This window comes from Streptomyces sp. NPDC028722 (assembly GCF_040637655.1).
GTDB lineage: Bacteria > Actinomycetota > Actinomycetes > Streptomycetales > Streptomycetaceae > Streptomyces.
The window spans coordinates 1-17,019 of sequence record NZ_JBEZWU010000016.1; the positions used below are offsets into that span (position 1 = coordinate 1).

The 17,019-nt window shown below is 74.6% G+C and carries 12 protein-coding genes; 5 read left to right on the forward strand and 7 right to left on the reverse strand.

Features of this window, described 5'->3' with window-relative positions; all coding sequences use genetic code 11:
• The 5 genes from AB0F03_RS23325 to AB0F03_RS23345 form a co-directional block, all read right to left on the reverse strand.
• The coding region (locus tag AB0F03_RS23325; protein ID WP_361995144.1) for a DUF6531 domain-containing protein at positions 1-1,077 on the reverse strand (1,077 nt) is incomplete at its 3' end.
• Complete coding sequence (locus AB0F03_RS23330) at positions 1,067-1,432, reverse strand: hypothetical protein (RefSeq protein WP_361995146.1); 366 nt, start codon at positions 1,430-1,432, stop codon at positions 1,067-1,069. The genes AB0F03_RS23330 and AB0F03_RS23325, both read right to left, overlap by 11 nt.
• A 237-nt stretch (positions 1,433-1,669) precedes the next feature.
• Complete coding sequence (locus AB0F03_RS23335) at positions 1,670-3,178, reverse strand: cellulose-binding domain-containing protein (RefSeq protein ID WP_361995148.1); 1,509 nt, start codon at positions 3,176-3,178, stop codon at positions 1,670-1,672.
• Positions 3,179-3,428: 250 nt separating this feature from the next.
• Positions 3,429-4,769 (reverse strand): radical SAM protein, encoded by a 1,341-nt coding sequence (locus AB0F03_RS23340; protein WP_361995150.1) that lies wholly within the window; start codon positions 4,767-4,769, stop codon positions 3,429-3,431.
• Between the two features lie 126 nt (positions 4,770-4,895).
• The gene (locus tag AB0F03_RS23345) at positions 4,896-5,903 is read right to left on the reverse strand and encodes a hydroxyacid dehydrogenase (RefSeq protein WP_361995152.1); all 1,008 of its coding nucleotides are present in this window, start codon (positions 5,901-5,903) and stop codon (positions 4,896-4,898) included.
• A 109-nt stretch (positions 5,904-6,012) separates the two neighbouring features.
• On the opposite strand from AB0F03_RS23345, the gene AB0F03_RS23350 reads away from it, so the two are divergent.
• The 4 genes from AB0F03_RS23350 to AB0F03_RS23365 all read left to right on the forward strand — a co-directional run bounded on the left by AB0F03_RS23350 (position 6,013) and on the right by AB0F03_RS23365 (position 11,969).
• Positions 6,013-7,335: an FAD-binding protein gene (locus AB0F03_RS23350; RefSeq protein WP_361995154.1), complete on the forward strand. Its 1,323-nt coding sequence runs from the start codon at positions 6,013-6,015 to the stop codon at positions 7,333-7,335.
• Between the two features lie 332 nt (positions 7,336-7,667).
• Positions 7,668-10,592: a glycoside hydrolase family 2 TIM barrel-domain containing protein gene (locus AB0F03_RS23355; RefSeq protein ID WP_361995156.1), complete on the forward strand. Its 2,925-nt coding sequence runs from the start codon at positions 7,668-7,670 to the stop codon at positions 10,590-10,592.
• 74 nt (positions 10,593-10,666) lie between these two features.
• On the forward strand, positions 10,667-11,251 hold the full coding sequence (locus tag AB0F03_RS23360; protein ID WP_361995158.1) for a TetR-like C-terminal domain-containing protein: 585 nt from the start codon (positions 10,667-10,669) through the stop codon (positions 11,249-11,251).
• Positions 11,244-11,969 (forward strand): alpha/beta hydrolase, encoded by a 726-nt coding sequence (locus tag AB0F03_RS23365; RefSeq protein ID WP_361995160.1) that lies wholly within the window; start codon positions 11,244-11,246, stop codon positions 11,967-11,969. The genes AB0F03_RS23360 and AB0F03_RS23365 overlap by 8 nt, the downstream gene beginning before the upstream one ends.
• Here the strand turns inward: AB0F03_RS23365 and AB0F03_RS23370 are convergent.
• The gene (locus tag AB0F03_RS23370) at positions 11,953-13,650 is read right to left on the reverse strand and encodes a DUF2264 domain-containing protein (protein ID WP_361995400.1); all 1,698 of its coding nucleotides are present in this window, start codon (positions 13,648-13,650) and stop codon (positions 11,953-11,955) included. The two genes, AB0F03_RS23365 and AB0F03_RS23370, sit on opposite strands and share 17 nt — an antisense overlap.
• Positions 13,651-13,894: 244 nt before the next feature.
• Between AB0F03_RS23370 and mmuM the strand changes: the two genes are divergently transcribed.
• A complete protein-coding gene (gene mmuM / locus AB0F03_RS23375) occupies positions 13,895-14,824 on the forward strand; it encodes a homocysteine S-methyltransferase (protein ID WP_361995162.1) in 930 nt (309 codons plus the stop codon).
• 195 nt (positions 14,825-15,019) lie between these two features.
• Here mmuM and AB0F03_RS23380 read toward each other — a convergent pair whose 3' ends face one another.
• Positions 15,020-16,540 (reverse strand): carboxylesterase family protein, encoded by a 1,521-nt coding sequence (locus tag AB0F03_RS23380; RefSeq protein WP_361995164.1) that lies wholly within the window; start codon positions 16,538-16,540, stop codon positions 15,020-15,022.
• Positions 16,541-17,019: the final 479 nt, after the last annotated feature.

Consider the following 17,019-nt stretch of genomic DNA (forward strand, 5'->3'; position numbering starts at 1 on the left):
CAGGGGCCAGCGCGGGCCCTTGGCCGGCATCGTGGGGACGCCGGGCTGCGGTACCGGGTAGACCAGGCGCATGCCGTCCGCCGCGGCGAAGACGACGCCTTCGCCGTCGATCTGGAGGCACTCGTCCAGGGTGGAGATCCAGGCCGGGCCGAAACAGACGCCACCGCGGTAGGAGGACAGGTGCGTGCGCGTGAACTCCACAGGCAGGCTGCCCGGCAGGGACAGGTCCGTCTGCGTCATCAGCATGGCGCCGGTCGCCACGTCGATCGGCTCGCCCACACACGGAGTGCGCTCGGCGTTGCGGGCGGCCGGACCCAGCTCGACCAGGTCGGGGCGGAGCGAGGGCGGGCGCAGCAGCAGCGGGGTGGTGTCGGTCAGGCCGCCTTCCACGCTCGCCTTGAGCAGGCCGCCGCCCGCGCCCAGCGCACCGCCGAAGATCATGCCGTCCTTGGCGGCCTGGTTCACCTCGTCCAGGCTGAAGCCGTGTTGCAGGCCGGTCGCCATCTTCAGCGGCTGAGCCACGGCGAGGTCGACAGCGACCGACTCGACCCCGCCGAACGCTGCGGCGACCAGGGTGCCGGCGGCGATCTCGGCCACCGTCGTGGTGACCGCGACGCCCATGGTGGCGCCGAACTCGATGACCGCGTCCGCCGCCGCGACCGCGGCCCCGGAGGCCAGACCCGCGGTGAAGAAGGCCAGCGCCACCCCGCCCGCGATCACGGCCGCGTCGATACCGATCTGCGTCCACAGCTTGTTGACCGCGTCGTCGATGGCGTCGGCGAACTTCTCCAGCGCCTTGGCCATCTCCCGCGAGGACTTCGCCAGGTCGCTCAGCCAGCCGCCGTCCTGGTCCTTGGCGTAGCGGCCCCAGAACTTCTCGAACGCCTCGATCGACTCACCGGTGTTGTTGTGGATGATCGACGACGCGCTGCGGTGCACCGGAGCACGGACGCCGTCCACCGAGTCGGCGAAGACGGTCCACGCCTTCGCCGCCTCCCGCAGCTTCCCGGGATCGGCCTCCGGCCACCACAAGCCCAGCTTCAGCAGGATGTGCCGGGCCTTGTCCTCAACGCTCACCGGCACCGTCGCTCTGCTTGTCGGACTTCACCTTCGTGAACATCCCGGCGATGAGCTGGTCGTTGTCCACGTGCCCGTCCGAAAGGTCCACCATGGCCTCGTGGATGCTGGTCAGACCGAGCACCAGGATGCCCGCCGCGCTCTCCATCTTCTTCTGCCGCGGCTTGTAGGCACCGGCGAACTGCTCACCCTGCTCGTCATGGCCCCAGGGCTCGCCGAGCCCGTCCAGGGTGGTGACGAGAGCGGTCAGCGCCTTGCTCAGATCGATGGCCCCCTGGTGGAAGGCCGGTGCCGCCGCCTTGATGTCGGCGGTCTTGATGTCCAGCACCTTGCCGGGGACCTTGCCGTCACCCATCGCCGCCGTCTCCCCCCGGTCCGCAACCACGGGTTCCGACCCTAGGGGAGACGGTTAATCGAAATGCCATGTCAAGGCCACGCACAGGTAATGCACTGGCACTGGGGAAGTCAACCGGCGAGGGCCAGTTCGCGGCTTCACAGATTGGCAGGAGCGGCGGATGTGGAAATCGAGGAAGACGACCGGCCCCGCCTTCTCCTCCCCGCTCTCCGCCCTGCCGTCCTTCCCTTGGCGGCGTCAGCTCACCGCGCACGCGGCCCCGTTGAGGGTGAAGGCGGACGGTGTGCGGTTCGCGTCGCGCCAGGAGCCGATGAACCCGAAGGTCACGGTGCCGTGCGCGGCCACGGTTCTGTTGTAGTCGGCGGCGGTGGCCGTGACGCGGGAGCCGTCCTGGTGGACGGTGGCGTCCCACATGTTGCCGACCTGCTGGCCGTCGCGGAAGGACCAGGAGACCCGCCAGCCGGTGAGGGCCCGGTCGGTGGCGACGGTCACGGTGGCCTGGAAGCCGTCGGGCCACTGGCCGACGAGGTGGTAGGCGATCCGGCAGCCGGTGGTCCGCGGGGTGGCGGGGGCGCTCGTGCGGCGGGGCCGGGGGGTGGCGGAGGAGGTGCCCTGGGGTTCGGGGCCGGGTTCCTCCGGGGCGGGCGCGGTCGCGGTGCCGGCCCGGGAGGGAGGGGCGGACGGTGTGGCGGACGGCGGCACGGTCGTGGCCGGGCGGGCGGTGGTGTGGGGGGCGGTGGTGTGGGGGGCGCCGCGGTCGGCGGCCGGCTGCCGGTTGTCACGGGCTTCGGCGACGCCGTCGCCGGAGCCGCCGAACGGCATCATCGACACGCCGAGCGCGAGCGCCGACAGCAGGACCGCGGCGGCGAGCAGGCCGCCGCGCAGGACGCGGCTGCGGCCCGCGCCCTCCTCGGCGTCCCCCGTGCCGGGCCGGGGCGGCCCGGGGCGGCCCGCGCCGAGGCGGACCTCGGCGGCGCGGCGGCGGCGTTCCAGGTAGGCGAGGCCGCCCCAGCCGATCACCCCGCCGGCCAGCGCGGCGGGCAGGCCGCCGCCGTGCAGGCGCAGGCAGGCGGCGGCCTCGGCGCACTGCACGCAGGTCGCGAGGTGCCGGGAGAGGTCGGCGGGGGTCTCGGCGGCGGCCGAACGGGTGACCGCGTCCAGCAGGCGGGCGTAGGAGCGGCACTCCGCGTCCGTCAGGGAGTCGAGGTGGGCGCGGTGGCAGCGGTCCCGGAACAGGGTGCGGACCTGGTCGAGTTCGTCGGCGGCGGTGGCCGGGTCCAGGCCGAGCCGGCGGGCCACGGTGGGCAGGGGCAGCGCCTCCACCTCGGCCAGCCACAGCAGCGCGGCGTCGGCCTCCTGCATGTCCCGCAGGCCGCGCAGCGCGACCGGGCGGTGCGGCGGCGGTCCCGAGAAGCGGGCTGCGCCGGGCGAGTTGAGCCACAGTCTCAGGTCGGGGTCGAGCCGGTGTCCCTGGCCGCCCGCCTCCCAGGCCGCCGCGGTGTCGCGCACGGCGGTGAGCAGCGCCGGGATCGTGGGCAGCCGGGCGGTGCGGCGGCCGGCGCCGCGCACGTGGGGGGCGGCGGCGGCGCGGACCTCGCGCATGCCGAGCGTGAACGCCTCGGTCGCCAGCTGGTGGGCCGTCAATGACCCGGAGGTGCACAGGTCCGCGTACGAGAGCACCGCGTCCCAGCACTCCGCGAACAGCGCGGCCTCGGTGTCGTCCTGGGGGGTCGGCAGGTCGGGCATGGGACTCCTGCATCCACGTGCGAGTCAACTCACCAGAGGGGGAATGGAGTTGTAGGGGACCTCGCGGGAGGACACCGAGCCTTTCACGGCCTCGACACAACTGACAAGCTGCCTGTTCACATCCGGTTACCGAAGGTCATGACCCGGACGCGTGGCACGACGGCCCGTGGCTCCCGCCTCCGGTACGGACGCGGACGCGGCCCCGTTCACCGGCCACGCCCGCGCATCGCGGAACCCTCGTCCGCCGGGGTCAGACCCCGGCCGGCGTCTCCGTCTCCTCCGCCGGTTCCCGCGCGGGCAGGCTGTCCATGAAGGAGCTGACGGAGAACACCGCGCGGCCCGGTCCGGGCGGGCCGTAGCCGGGCGGGGAGGACAGGCCGAAGTCGTCCATCGTCTGCCGGTAGGCCTGGAGCAGCCGGATGTGGTACTCCAGCGGCGCGCCCTGCGGGTTGGCCTTGCCGAGCGGGGTGGTGGGTTCCGGGCACCAGGTGGTGAAGCGGGGCGTGATGCCGTGCGACATGAAGAACCGCAGGCCCTCGGTGGTGGAGGCGATCGCCTCGTCGACGGTGGTGAAGCCGAAGGGTTCGGCCATCTCCACCCCGGCCACGAAGTTGGGGATGACGTTGCGGGCGCCGAAGACGTCGGCGGAGTCGAGGATCCGCCGGTGCCACTCGTCGCGGCCGACGTAGCGCTCCTTGCCGGGGCAGTACAGCTCGAACAGCCGGCGGTCCCACACCTCGAAGTTGGGGTGGTAGATCTGCACGCCGTAGTCCTTGAACCGCTGCACGTCGTCCTTCGGCAGCGCCTGCGCCACGACCTTGCCGATCCACCGGCCCGGGAAGCGCTCCTCGATGGCCTTGGCGTAGTGGCCGTAGAAGTCGGCCTCGTCCCGGCCCGCCACGGTCCTGGTGATCGCGCCGCCGGTGAGGGTGTACGCGGTGGACGTCTTCTGGGTGTCGTACCGGTCGATGATCTCCAGCGCCTCGAGGACCTCCTCGACGTCCTTGACCCCGGTGTACGGCCGGCCGGCGGCCTTGTGCTGGCGCCAGTTGTGGTTGATGTCGCAGTACTGACACTCCTCCTTGGCGCCGAAGTACTGGCACACCCGGAAGACGGTCAGATAGATCAGATAGCCCCACTGGATGGTCGGGGCGACCTCCATCACGGACTTCCCGCTGGACAGGGTGTGCCGGTAGTACTCGGGCATCGGCGGCACGCCCACGTCGGCGATACGCCTGCCGTCCAGGTACAGCCCCAGCAGCCCTTCCTCGTCGGAGGCGACCCGGTAGGGGGAGGCGGGGTTCACCCGTACGGAGACGACCGTACGCCTGAGGTCGTAGGGGCCGCCCGTCAGGATGATCTCCTCCGGGGGCCGGCGCAGCGCGGCCTCGCCCAGCTCGGGCAGGGTGCCGTGGTCGAAGGAGAAGATGAAGTACGACTTCGGCTTGACGTCCCCGTCCTCGTTGTCGCTGAGGGCGGACGCGTCGAAGGCGACACCGCCCCGGAGCAGGTCCTCCTTGAAGACGGCCTCCCGGGGCACGTGCGGGAAGCGCTCCATCAGATCCTCGACCAGCGCGGTACGACTGCCCATGCGTCTGTCTCCTCCCGGCTCCGGCGTACATCCCTCACCGTATGCCCCCGCCTCCGGCCTCCCCGTGCCGGGTCCCCGCCGGACGCGCGCCGTGTCCCGGCCCGGACCGTCCGCGGCCCGCGCCGGTCAGGCCGTCCGCTCCAGCGCCGCCCGGTCGACGGCATGCAGGAGGCCGGCGCCCGACACCAGCCGCTCGGCCTCCTCCACGACCGTGCGGCCGAGACGGGCCACCTCGTTGCCCTGGGAGCCGGCCAGGTGCGGGGTGACGAAGGCGTTCGGCAGGTCGTACAGCGCGGAGCCGGCGGGCAGCGGTTCGGGATCGGTGACGTCCAGGACGGCACGGAGGCGTCCGGCGCACAGCTCCCCGACCAGTGCCTCGTGGTCGACCAGGGCGCCGCGCGCGGTGTTGATCAGCACCGCTCCCGTGGGCATGAGGGCGAGTTCCCGGGCGCCGATCAGATGACGGGTCTCGGCGGTCTCGGGGGCGTGCAGGGTGACGATGTCGCAGGTGCGCAGCAGCTCGTCCAGGGGCAGCAGCGGTACACCGAGGCGGCCGGCCTCCGCCGCGTCCACGTAGGGGTCGGCGAGCGCGACCCTGAGATCGTGCGGGCGGAGCAGTTCGATCAGGCGGCGGCCGACACGGGAGGCGCCGACGATCCCGACCCGCCGGCCGTGGTTGCCGATGCCGGGGACGATGCCCTCGTAGGGGAAGGCGCGCCGGGTGCGCAGCCGGTCGCGGAAGCCGAGGACGTCCTTGCCGGCGAGCAGGATCATGGCGAGCGTGTACTCGGCGACGGGCAGGGCGTTGGCGGCGGCGGCCGAGGAGACTTGGATGCCCCGCCGCCAGACCTCGGGGGTGGCGAACCCCTTGACCGAGCCGGCCGCGTGCAGCACCGCGCGCAGTCGTGGGGCGGCGTCCAGGGCGGCCGCGTCCAGGCGGGGGCAGCCCCAGCCGGTGACGAGGATCTCGGTGCGGGCCAGGACCCGGCGCACCCGCGGTCGGGTGAGGTCGTGCGCCACCAGGGCGGGATCGATCGCCACGCACGCCCGCAGCCGGGCGAGCAGCTCGGGCGGGAAGAGGTGCGGCAGGTTCTCGGCGGCCATCGCGAACAGTGCCTGGGGACGCTCGGGCACAAAAGTGACCTTCCGGCTCGGTGGCACGCGGACAGCAAGCGTTCTCTACGGTAGGTCGCGGCGGACAAGAGGGTCAACGGACACGCGAGTTCCCCGGAGGGACACGGAGATGACGGAGAGCGCAGGGGCGGCGGAACCGGCGACGGCGGGCGTGGGGGCGGGGACCGTGTCGCCGGGCCGGCGCGAGGACGCGCACGGGGTCACCAACTGGGCGCGCACCGTGCGGTACGCGGCGCGGGAGTTCCACCGGCCGCGCACGCCGGAGGAGCTTGCGGCGCTGGTGGCGGGCAGTACCCGGGTGCGGGTGCTGGGCAGCGGGCACTCCTTCAACCGGATCGCCGACCCGGGCCCGGACGGCGTCCTGCTGTCCACCGCCGGGCTGCCGCCGGTGACGGAGGTGGACACGGCGGCCCGTACGGTCCGGGTGTCCGGCGGCGTCCGGTACGCCGAACTGGCCCGCGCGGTCGCCGCGCACGGTCTGGCCCTGCCCAACATGGCTTCCCTGCCGCACATCTCGGTGGCCGGTTCCGTGGCGACGGGCACGCACGGCTCGGGTGTCGGCAACGGGCCGCTGGCATCGGCGGTCCGGGAGGTGGAGCTGGTCGTCGCGGACGGTACGGCGGTGACGATCGGCCGGGACGACTCCCGTTTCGACGGGGCCGTGACCTCCCTCGGCGCGCTGGGTGTCGTCACCGCGCTGACGCTCGCGCTGGAGCCGGCCTACGAGGTGGAGCAGCGGGTCTACACCGAACTGCCTCTGACGGGCCTGGACTTCGAGGCCGTGGCGGCGGCCGGGTACAGCGTGAGCCTGTTCACGGACTGGCGGGAGCCGGGGTTCCGGCAGGTGTGGGTCAAGCGGCGCACGGACCGGCCGGCGGTGGACTTCCCGTGGGCGGCGCCCGCGTCCGTGCCGCTCCACCCGGTGCCGGGGATGCCCGCGGCCCACTGCACCGGGCAGCTGGGCGTGCCGGGGCCGTGGCACGAGCGGCTGCCGCACTTCCGGGCGGAGTTCACGCCGAGCAGCGGGGAGGAGATCCAGTCGGAGTACCTGCTGCCGCGGTCGGCGGCGCTCGACGCGCTGCACGCGGTCGACGGGATACGGGGCACGGTCGCCGGTGTGCTCCAGGTCTGCGAGGTGCGTACGGTCGCCGCCGACCCGCAGTGGCTCAGCCCCGCCCACGGCCGGGACTCGGTGGCGCTGCACTTCACCTGGGTGCGTGACGAGGCGGCGGTCCTGCCGGTGGTGCGCCGGCTGGAGGAGGTGCTGGACCCGTTCGATCCGCGTCCGCACTGGGGCAAGGTGTACGAGATGCCGCCGGCCGTGGTCCGCCGGCGGTACGCGCGTCTGCCCGGCTTCCGGGCCCTGGTCCGTTCCCTGGACCCCGGCGGCACCTTCGGCAACGCCTTCGTACGGGACCTCCTCGACGACTGACCGGCCCCGCGGGAGCCGCCCGTCTCCCCCGCGGCCGCCTCCCTGCGCGGCCACCGGCAGCCTCTTCCCCGGGCCCTTGTCGGACGTCCGCCCCAGCCCATAGCCTGACGGCCGCGCCGGTGCCGATGCCGCACCGGCCCGGCCGGCACCGGAAGGACAGCCGCGTGAAGCCCACCTCACGTGACCTCCGTACCGCGCACCGCGACGAGGCGCCGCGCCGGATCACCGCCGGGACCCCCGCCTCCCGGCGGCCCCCGTGACCGCCCCGTCCCCGGTACGACGACGCAGGACGCACGTGTCCGGACCGCAACGAGGGCTGAGCCAGGAGACCGATGTCTTTGCGCACCCGCACCGTCGACCACGTCGAGGACGTCTCACCGGGTTCCGGGGCGCTGCCGCCCCGCGCCTGGTACGCCGCCTCGGACGCCAAGTCCCTCTCCCTGAACGGAAACTGGCGCTTCCGGCTGTCGCCGACGGCCGACGCCGAGGACGACTCCTTCGCGGCGCCGGGGTACGACGCCGGTGACTGGGCGGAGATCTCCGTCCCCGGCCACTGGGTGCTCCAGGGCCACGGCTCCCCCGTCTACACCAACCACCGCTACCCGTTCCCGGTGGACCCGCCCCGGGTGCCGACCGAGAACCCGACCGGCGACCACCTGCGCGTCTTCGACCTCCCGGCGGACTGGCCGGCACCGTCCGACGGCGGTGCCGTGCTGCGCTTCGACGGGGTGGAGTCCTGCGCCCGGGTCTGGCTGAACGGCACGGACCTCGGCGACTTCAAGGGCTCCCGGCTGCCGCACGAGTTCCCGGTCGGCCCCCTGCTGAGGGCCGCGGGGAACGTCCTGGCGGTCCGCGTCCACCAGTGGTCGGCCGGCTCCTACCTGGAGGACCAGGACCAGTGGTGGCTGCCGGGCGTCTTCCGTGACGTCACCCTGCTGCACCGGCCGGCCGGCGGTGTCGTGGACTTCTTCGTGCACGCCTCCTACGACCACACGGCCGGCGCGGGCACCCTGCGCGTCGACTCCGACGTGGCGGGCCGGGTGACCGTCCCGGAGCTGGACATCGACATCGCGACGGGCGAGCCGGCGACCGTGCCCGTCGCACCGTGGTCCGCCGAGTCACCCCGGCTCTACGACGGCGTCCTGGCCACCGCGGGCGAGCGGGTGCCGCTGCGTGTCGGCTTCCGCACCGTGGAGCTGTCGAACGGCCTGATCGAGGTCAACGGCCGCCCGCTGCTCTTCAAGGGCGTCAACCGGCACGAGTGGCATCCGGAGCGGGGCCGCGCCCTGGACCTGGAGACCATGCGTGCGGACGTGCTGCTGATGAAGCGGCACAACATCAACGCCGTCCGCACCTCCCACTACCCGCCGCACCCGGCGTTCCTCGACCTGTGCGACACGTACGGCCTGTGGGTGATCGACGAGTGCGACCTGGAGACGCACGGCTTCACCGAACAGGGCTGGCGGGACAACCCCGTCGACGACGACCGCTGGACCCCGGCGCTGCTCGACCGGGCGGCCCGCATGGTGGAGCGGGACAAGAACCATCCGTCGGTCGTCATCTGGTCGCTCGGCAACGAGGCGGGCACCGGCCGGGGCCTGACGGCGATGGCCGCGTGGATCCGGGCCCGGGACAGCTCCCGCCCCATCCACTACGAGGGTGACCACGACTGCCGGGACACGGACGTGTACGCACGGATGTACGTCGGCCACGCCGAGGTTGAGCGGATCGGCCGCGGCCTGGACGGCGGCCCCCGCAGGCGCCGCGCGCTCCCCTTCCTGCTCTGCGAGTACGCGCACGCCATGGGCAACGGCCCCGGCGGACTCGCCGACTACCAGCGGCTGTTCGAGGCCCACGGCCGGCTCCAGGGCGGTTTCGTCTGGGAGTGGATCGACCACGGCATCGCCCACCCCGAGCTGGGCTACGCGTACGGCGGTGACTTCGGCGAGGAGCTGCACGACGGCAACTTCGTCTGCGACGGCCTGCTGTTCCCCGACCGCCGCCCCTCCCCCGGCCTGGCCGAGTACAAGAAGGTGATCGAGCCGGTAGCCATCACCGCGTCACCCCCGCGCGAGCGGAGCCGGCGGCCCGGGACGGACGCGCACGGCACGGTGCGCATCACCAACCGGTACGACGTCACCGACCTGTCGGCGCTGGCGTTCACCTGGGCGTACGACGTGGAGGGCGCGACGGTGCGGTCCGGCACCCTGCCCGTGCCCGCGCTGGCCCCCGGGGAGAGTGCCGAGGTCGAGCTGCCCGCCGTGCCGGCCGGCGCACCGGCCGGAGAGGCCCACTGGACCGTCCGTGCGGTGCTCGCGTCCGGCACTGCGTGGGCGCCGCCCGGCCACGTCGTCGCGTGGGGCCAGATCCCGGCCTCGGCGCGCCGGGTCCCGTACGTCGCCGCGACCGCCCGGCCGGCGTACGGGGACGGCCTCCTCACTCTCGGCCCCGGTGTCTTCGACGCCCGCACCGGGGCGCCGCGGACGATCGGCGGGGTGGCCCTCACCGGTCTGCGCCTGGACGTGTGGCGGGCGACCACCGACAACGACGACGGCGCCGCCTGGCAGGGCGACCCGCGCCACGGGCCGCTGTGGCGCGGGCTCGGCCTGCACCGGATGCGGCACCGCCTGGACGCGGTCGAGGCCGGCGGCGACGCGCTGACGGTCCGTACCCGGGTGGCGCCGGCCGGCGGGGAGCTGGGCCTGTCGGCGGTGTACCGCTGGACGTCCGACGGGGACCGGCTACGGCTGACCGTGTCCACGGTCCCGGAGGGGCACTGGACCGTCCCGCTGCCCCGTCTCGGCATCCGCTTCGGACTGTCCGGGGCCGACCGAGTGCGCTGGTACGGCGGCGGCCCCGGCGAGGCGTACCCGGACACCAGGACGGCGTCCGCGGCCGGCCGCTGGGAGTCGGCCGTGGACGACATGCAGACCCCGTACGTCCGCCCCCAGGAGAACGGCGCGCGCATCGACGTCCGCTGGGCGGAGCTGGGCGGTCTGCGGGTGGAGGGTGACCCGGCGTTCTTCCTCACCGTGCGCCGCTGGACGACCGAGCAGCTGGACGCCGCCGCCCACCGCACCGACCTGGTCCCCGGCGGCACGGTCTGGGTCAACCTCGACCACGGCCAGCACGGCATCGGCTCCCAGTCCTGCGGCCCGGGCCCGTTGCCCCGCTACCACCTGCGCGCCGAACCGGCGGAGTTCTCCTTCGTCTTCTCCCCGCGGCCCTTCTCCCCGCCGCCCGGCACCCGCGCCTGAACCCGCCCCACCCGGCCTTCCGACTCCCTAGAGCCTCTAGGATGGCTCCTAGTAGACCAAGGGGAGGTGGGCGGATGGCCCGGGTGGGGCTCACCGCCGAACGGCTGGTGGCAGCCGCCGCGGACCTGGCGGACGAGGTCGGCTTCGAACACGTCGGCATCTCCGCGCTGGCCCGTCGTTTCGGCGTCAGGGACGCCAGCCTGTACTCGCACGTCCGCAACCTCCAGGACCTGCGGACACGGCTCGCGCTGCACGCGGGCGGCGAGCTGATCGACCGGATCGCGGTGGCCGTCGCCGGCCGCGCGGGCAAGGAGGCGCTGACCGCGTTCGCCGGCGCCTACCGGGCCTACGCCCTGGAGCACCCCGGCCGGTACGCGGCCACCCAGATCCAGCTCGACCAGACGCTGGTCGCGGGCTCTCCGGCGCTGCGCCGCACCACCGAGATCACCTACGGCATGCTGCGGGCCTACGGCCTGGACGAGCCCGACCTGACGGACGCGGTACGGCTGTTGCGCAGCACCTTCCACGGCTACTGCGTCCTGGAGGCGGCCGGGGGGTTCGGCGCGGCACGGCCCGTCGCCCGGTCCTGGGACAAGGCGGTCGACGCCCTGCACCTCACCCTCGAGCACTGGCCCCGGGAGCGGAAGAGCGATGGCTGACCGCCCGCACCACGACGTCACCGGCCGCGGCCCCGTCCTGCTGCTGATGCCGGGCGGGGCCGGGCACCCGATGGGTCTCGGCCCGCTGACCGGGCGGCTGGCGCGGCGTTTCACCGTGGTGACGTACGACCCGCTCGGCCTCGCCCACGGCCGGCTCGGGCTGCCGGTCGCCGAGCAGCGGGTGGCCGACTGGAGCGAAGGGGCGCACCGGGTGCTGGAGGAGGTCCTGCCGCCCGGCGGGCGGGCGTACGCCTTCGGGACCAGTTCGGGCGGCATCGCGGTCCTCGACCTGCTCGCCCGGCACCCGGAGCGGCTGGCGCACGTGGTCGCGCACGAACCGCCGTGCGTGACCCTGCTGCCGGACGGGGCGCGGCGCCGCCAGGAGCTGATCGACGGCCTCGACGGTCCCGGCCGGCCACCCGCCGAGGGGGAGTCGGCGACACCGATGGGCGTGTTCCTGGCCCACGTCCTGCGCCCGTTCACCGCCTGGACGCCCCGGTTCACGACCGACCGCCTCACGGTGGCCGCGGGAACCGCCTCGCGCGGTCAGCTCCTCCACGACACCGCCCGCCGCGTGGCCGAACACCTCGACAGCCCGTTCGTGGAGTACCCGGGCGGTCACCTGGGCGCCCTGGACCATCCCGACGCCCACGCCGCCCTGCTCGGCGACACGTTCCTCCCCGGCACCGCACGTCCCGGCCTCACTCCCCCACGCTGACGACCGCACCGGCGGCGTCCAGCCGTACCCGCAGCTGCGCCGGGGTGCCCGTGGCCCAGTGGACTTCCAGGGTGCCGGTGCCGTCCGCCCGTACGGTGACCAGGTCCGCGAGTGGCGCCGGGTCCGGCTCGGCGGTCAGTCTGGCCAGTGCGGCGAAGAGGGTGGGGCCCTCGCCGGTGGTGCCGGTGAGGGTGCCGGACAGGCCCACGGCGGGCAGGAGTTCGGCTCGTCGGCCGTTCCCGGCCGCCCATCCGGTGAGCCGTACCGGTGTGCCCGGTGCGGCACCGTCGACCAGGTGGCCGCGGACCTCCACCGCCCCGCGCGCCAGCACGACACTCGTCACCCGGGTTCCCCCGCCGCCCGTGTGCCGTGAGGCCGCCCAGCCGTCACCGACGCCCAGCGGTTCGATACCGGTACGGCTCGGATCCCCGCCGACGATCACGCTGTTGTCGTACGACGGTGCGGGCGCCGTCGCCGTCGAGTAGGCGAGCCGGGTGTAGTACGGGTCGTAGCGGACGTCCTCGCTGCCGTGATTGTGCAGCCGGACCAGCCCGTCCGAACGGGTGCTCTGGAGGAGCCAGTTGGGGGCGGACAGGGGGCGCACCACGTCCGCGCGGTCGGCCGGGGCGGGTTCCTCGCGTGCCGTCCACGCCTCGTGTGCGGGTGGCAGCAGCAGGCCCAGGAAGCCCTTGCTCGCCCAGTACGGGGAGGCGGGGCCCGAATACGCCTGGGCGAGCGACTCGTCGCGGCCGAGCCAGCCGAGCGGCAGCAGGCCCCGCCGGTCGACCGCGCCGCCGTCGAGGAAGTACCGCAGTGCGCCCGAGGCCAGGCGCCGGGTCTCGCCCGGGGGCAGGGGGGTGTGCCCGGTCAGGGCGCCGAGCCAGAGCGGGGCCGCCGTCGCGAAGCGGTAGGTCAGGGAGCGGCCCTGGTGCAGCGGGGCGCCGTCACCGCCGAACAGGTGGGCGTAGTCGGCGAGATGGCGTGACAGCCGGCCGCCGTACAGGGACAGCAGGGCGCGGTCGTCCGCCAGCCAGGCGTGCAGGACCGGGTACAGATGCAGGGCCCAGCCGTTGTAGTAGTCGAACTTCCGGCCGTCGCCGTCGGTGTACCAGCCGTCGCCGGCGTACCAGCCCTCGATCCGCTCCAGCCCCCGGTCGATCACCCTGCGCGCCGCCTGCTCCCGGTGGCCGGTCTCCGCGAGGAAACCGGCGACGGTGACCGGGAACAGCTCCCAGTTGCACGGCCAGGGTTGTGCGGTGAGCGCGTCCGAGAGCCAGGCGGCGGTCCGCTGGCGCACCGGGTCGTCCAGGCGGTCCCACAGCAGCGGCCGGGTCAGCCGCAGGGCGAGCGCGACGGACGCGGCCTCGACCAGCGGCTGGCTGCGGTCGGTGATCGCCGGCCAGACCCCGCCGGGTCCGGCCGCGAGGCCCTCGGCGTACCGGCCGAGCACGTTCTCGTCCCGCCGGAAGGCGGCCAGCAGCAGGGTGCGGGCGTACCCTTCGAGGCCGTCGGAGAGCCGGCCGGCGTGGCTCACATGGCCGCCGGGCAGCTGGTAGAGGGCGCGGCCGGCGGTGCCGTAGGGCTCGACGGCGGCGAGCAGGGCGTCGGCGGCGGCTTCCCAGTGGGCGCGGGTAAAGCCGGTGTACGGGCTCGACGCGCGGTCGTCGGCGGGCAGGTCCAGCACGGCGGTGACCTTCCTTCCTGGCGGGACCCGGAACGCCCCGGTTCCGGTCGGGGCGCCCCGGGAGTTCGTCTCATCCGTACCCAGCGGACGGGAGTCCCGGTTCGCCTGATCACGTACCGCGTGTCCAGTGCTGGTCGGTGCTCCCGGTGCACGGGTAGGTGATGACCGCGGCGGAGCCGGCGAGGTGCTCACTCCCTGGACACCGGGGGCCGCGCGGATTGCGCTGGACTAGCGTCGTGACATGACCAGCGACCTCTCCCCCGGCCTCGCCGACGCCCTCGCCGACGGCGGCACGGTCGTGCTCGACGGCGGCATGTCCAACCAGCTGGAATCGGCCGGGCACGACCTGAGCGACGAGCTGTGGTCGGCTCGGCTGCTCGCCGAACGGCCGGAGGCGGTGACCGAGGCCCACCTCGCCTACTTCCTCGCGGGCGCCGACGTCGCCATCACCGCCAGCTACCAGGCCACCTTCGAGGGCTTCGCGCAGCGCGGCACCGGTCAAGAGGAGGCCGCGCGGCTGCTCGCGCTCAGCGTGGAGCTGGCCCGTACGGCGGCCCGGCGGGCGGCGGGCACGGGCATCCGCCGGCCGCTGTGGGTGGCGGCGTCGGTCGGGCCGTACGGGGCGATGCGGGCGGACGGCTCCGAGTACCGGGGCCGGTACGGGCTGAGCGTGGCCGAACTGGAGCGGTTCCACCGGCCGCGGATCGAGGTGCTCGCCGCCGCCGCGCCCGACGTCCTGGCGCTGGAGACCGTCCCGGACGCCGACGAGGCCGCCGCCCTGCTGCGGGCGGTCCGCGGGCTGGGGGTGCCGGCGTGGCTGTCGTACACGGTCGACGGCCGGCGGACACGGGCCGGCCAGCCCCTGGAGGAGGCGTTCGCGCTCGCCGCCGACGCCGACGAGGTGATCGCGGTCGGCGTCAACTGCTGCGCGCCGCGGGACGTGGGACCCGCGGCGGAGATCGCGGCCCGCGTCACCGGCAAACCGGTCGTGGTCTACCCCAACAGCGGCGAGGCCTGGGACGCCGGGGCCCGCGCCTGGACAGGCCGTACGACGTTCACCGCCGAGCAGGTCACGGGGTGGCGGGAGGCCGGGGCGCGGCTGATCGGCGGGTGCTGCCGGGTGGGCCCGGACACGATCACGTCGATCGGGCGGGCGCTGGAGAGGGCGTGAGGTGACCACGCGGCACACCGAGCAAGACCCGGGCCGGCCGGCCGGCCGAACGCCGGGCACGCGGGCTCGGCACCCGGCGACCTCGGCACGGCCCGCACCGGGACGCCGCCCGCACCCGCCGCCGCGTCGAGGGCGGCGCCGGGCGGGGCGGTGACCACCCCGGAGGGCGTGAGCCGCATCAGCGGCGCAGCGTGTTCACCGAGCGGCGCAGGCGGCGCACGGTGGCGGCGAGTTCGGCGCCGGGGGGCGCGGGACGGCGGTCCGCGGGGGCTCCGGGTCGCTGTGCGCGGTCGGCCACAGGCCGATCTCCGCGTCCCGCGGCCCGTATGCCGTGTACGGCACCCCGTCACCGAAGACCCGTACGGGATGCGTGGCGTCCCACGCCGGCCACCCGGGATCGCCGCCCGCCACGAACCTGACCCACGCCCCGTGCATCGCGTCGCACAGTTCCCGCGGCGCGTCCTCGCCGACCAGCCGCTTCGACTCGGGCGCGTCCCCGGTGTCGAACACGAAGCCCAGTTCCAGCGCGTGGCAGGCCCCGAGGCCGGGGAGGCGGGACGGCCAGGCGAACTCGTAGAGGTACGAGGCGCCGGGGCGGGCGTCGGCGACGCGGTGCAGCGGGACGCGCAGCAGGTGGTCGGTGACCATCTGGCCGACGATCTCCGCGGTCCCGGTGCCGGGACGCAGGGTGCGGTAGCCGCGCGGCACCTCGTGGCCGGTGCGGCAGCGGGCCATGGCCCCGGCCAGGGCGACCGACCCGAGCCGGTCGACGCGTTCCCCCAGTCGGCCGGGCACGAACCACAGCCGGTACTCGTCCCGGGTCCAGCCCATCAGCAGCTCCACGCCGGGGGCGGCACCGGCGCCGGCCAGCGCCTTCAGCGGGTCCCGGGGCACCAGGTCGCCGTCCATGACGATGCCGAACGCGGGGCCGCCCAGCACCGGGCTGCTGAGCCGGCCGGCCTCGGCCTGGGTACGCAGCAGCAGGTCACGGTCGACGGCGGCGAACGCCTCGGCGGTCGCCGGGATCTTCAGCCGGGTGGCCATGCGGCGCACCATCCGCCGTACCTTGTCCCGGTCGCAGACCTCGGGCGCGCCGCTCTGGAGCACGGCCCGCCGGATGAGGCCCCGGGTCGCGGGTGCGGCCAGCAGGACGCCGGCACTGATCGCGCCGGCCGACTGCCCGCACAGCGTGATCCGGTCCGGGTCGCCGCCGAACGCCCCGATCGTCTCGTGCACCCAGCGCAGGGCGGCGAACTGGTCGCGCAGCCCGGGGTTCGGGGGCGCGTCCGGGAAGAGTCCGTAGCCCTCCACGCCCAGCCGGTAGTTGACCGAGACGCAGACGACCCCGTCCCGGGCGAAGGCGGTGCCGTCGTACACCGGCACGGCCGAGGAACCCCTGGTCAGGGCCCCGCCGTGGAGCCAGACCAGCACCGGGAGCCGGGCGCCGGGACCGGGTTCCGGGGTCCATACGTTCAGGTTGAGGCAGTCGTCCCCGGGGATCACCGGGTCGGACAGGTACGGGGTGAACGTTTCGGAGTACGGCGGTTTCGGCGCGGTCGGCCCGAAGGCTCCGGCGTCGCGCACCCCGTCCCAGGGCTCGGGCGGCGCGGGTGGGCGGAACCGCAGGGGGCCGAAGGGCGGGGCGGCGTACGGGATGCCCCGGAACACCGCGACTCCCCGCTCGTACCGGCCGCGTACGGCACCGTGAGGGGTCATGGCCACGGGGTCCGCCGGGTCTGCCGTCATCGCCCACCAGCCTTTCGCCGTCCCGCACCGGGCAGCGGCACGTGTGCGTCGTCCACCTCAGAGCATCACAGCACGCGAAAGCATTCCGCCGCACAGGCCCTGTGCTGGGCCGTTCGGCGTACGCCCGGCCGTGCCGGCGTACGTCCGCGTGCCGGAACCGGTCCGGTGCGGATCCGCGCACGCCCGTCGTCCTCCCGCCCTGGTCGCGGCACATCCCGGACAGCAGCACGTCACCACCGTGGCCTCGCCCACCGGCGCGCACGGACCGGAGGAGGACGCCGAGGTGGACGGGAACGGCCGCCCCGACCTCACGGAGGACCGAGCGCCTCCACCACGGCACCACCGGGAACGGTCACGGCCGGGCATCTCCCGCACGGGATGCCCGGCCGTCACCTGTGTCGCGTCGTCCCTCGGCGCAGCGCCTCCGAGGCGCCTTCGGCTCGGCTCGG

Coding starts and splice junctions, on each gene's coding strand:
- AB0F03_RS23330 (WP_361995146.1), bottom strand. CDS start 1,432: ATGGGTGACGGCAAGGTCCCCGGCAAGGTGCTGGACATCAAGACCGCC.
- AB0F03_RS23335 (WP_361995148.1), bottom strand. CDS start 3,178: ATGCCCGACCTGCCGACCCCCCAGGACGACACCGAGGCCGCGCTGTTC.
- AB0F03_RS23340 (WP_361995150.1), bottom strand. CDS start 4,769: ATGGGCAGTCGTACCGCGCTGGTCGAGGATCTGATGGAGCGCTTCCCG.
- AB0F03_RS23350 (WP_361995154.1), top strand. CDS start 6,013: ATGACGGAGAGCGCAGGGGCGGCGGAACCGGCGACGGCGGGCGTGGGG.
- AB0F03_RS23355 (WP_361995156.1), top strand. CDS start 7,668: ATGTCTTTGCGCACCCGCACCGTCGACCACGTCGAGGACGTCTCACCG.
- AB0F03_RS23360 (WP_361995158.1), top strand. CDS start 10,667: ATGGCCCGGGTGGGGCTCACCGCCGAACGGCTGGTGGCAGCCGCCGCG.
- AB0F03_RS23365 (WP_361995160.1), top strand. CDS start 11,244: ATGGCTGACCGCCCGCACCACGACGTCACCGGCCGCGGCCCCGTCCTG.
- mmuM (WP_361995162.1), top strand. CDS start 13,895: ATGACCAGCGACCTCTCCCCCGGCCTCGCCGACGCCCTCGCCGACGGC.
- AB0F03_RS23380 (WP_361995164.1), bottom strand. CDS start 16,540: ATGACCCCTCACGGTGCCGTACGCGGCCGGTACGAGCGGGGAGTCGCG.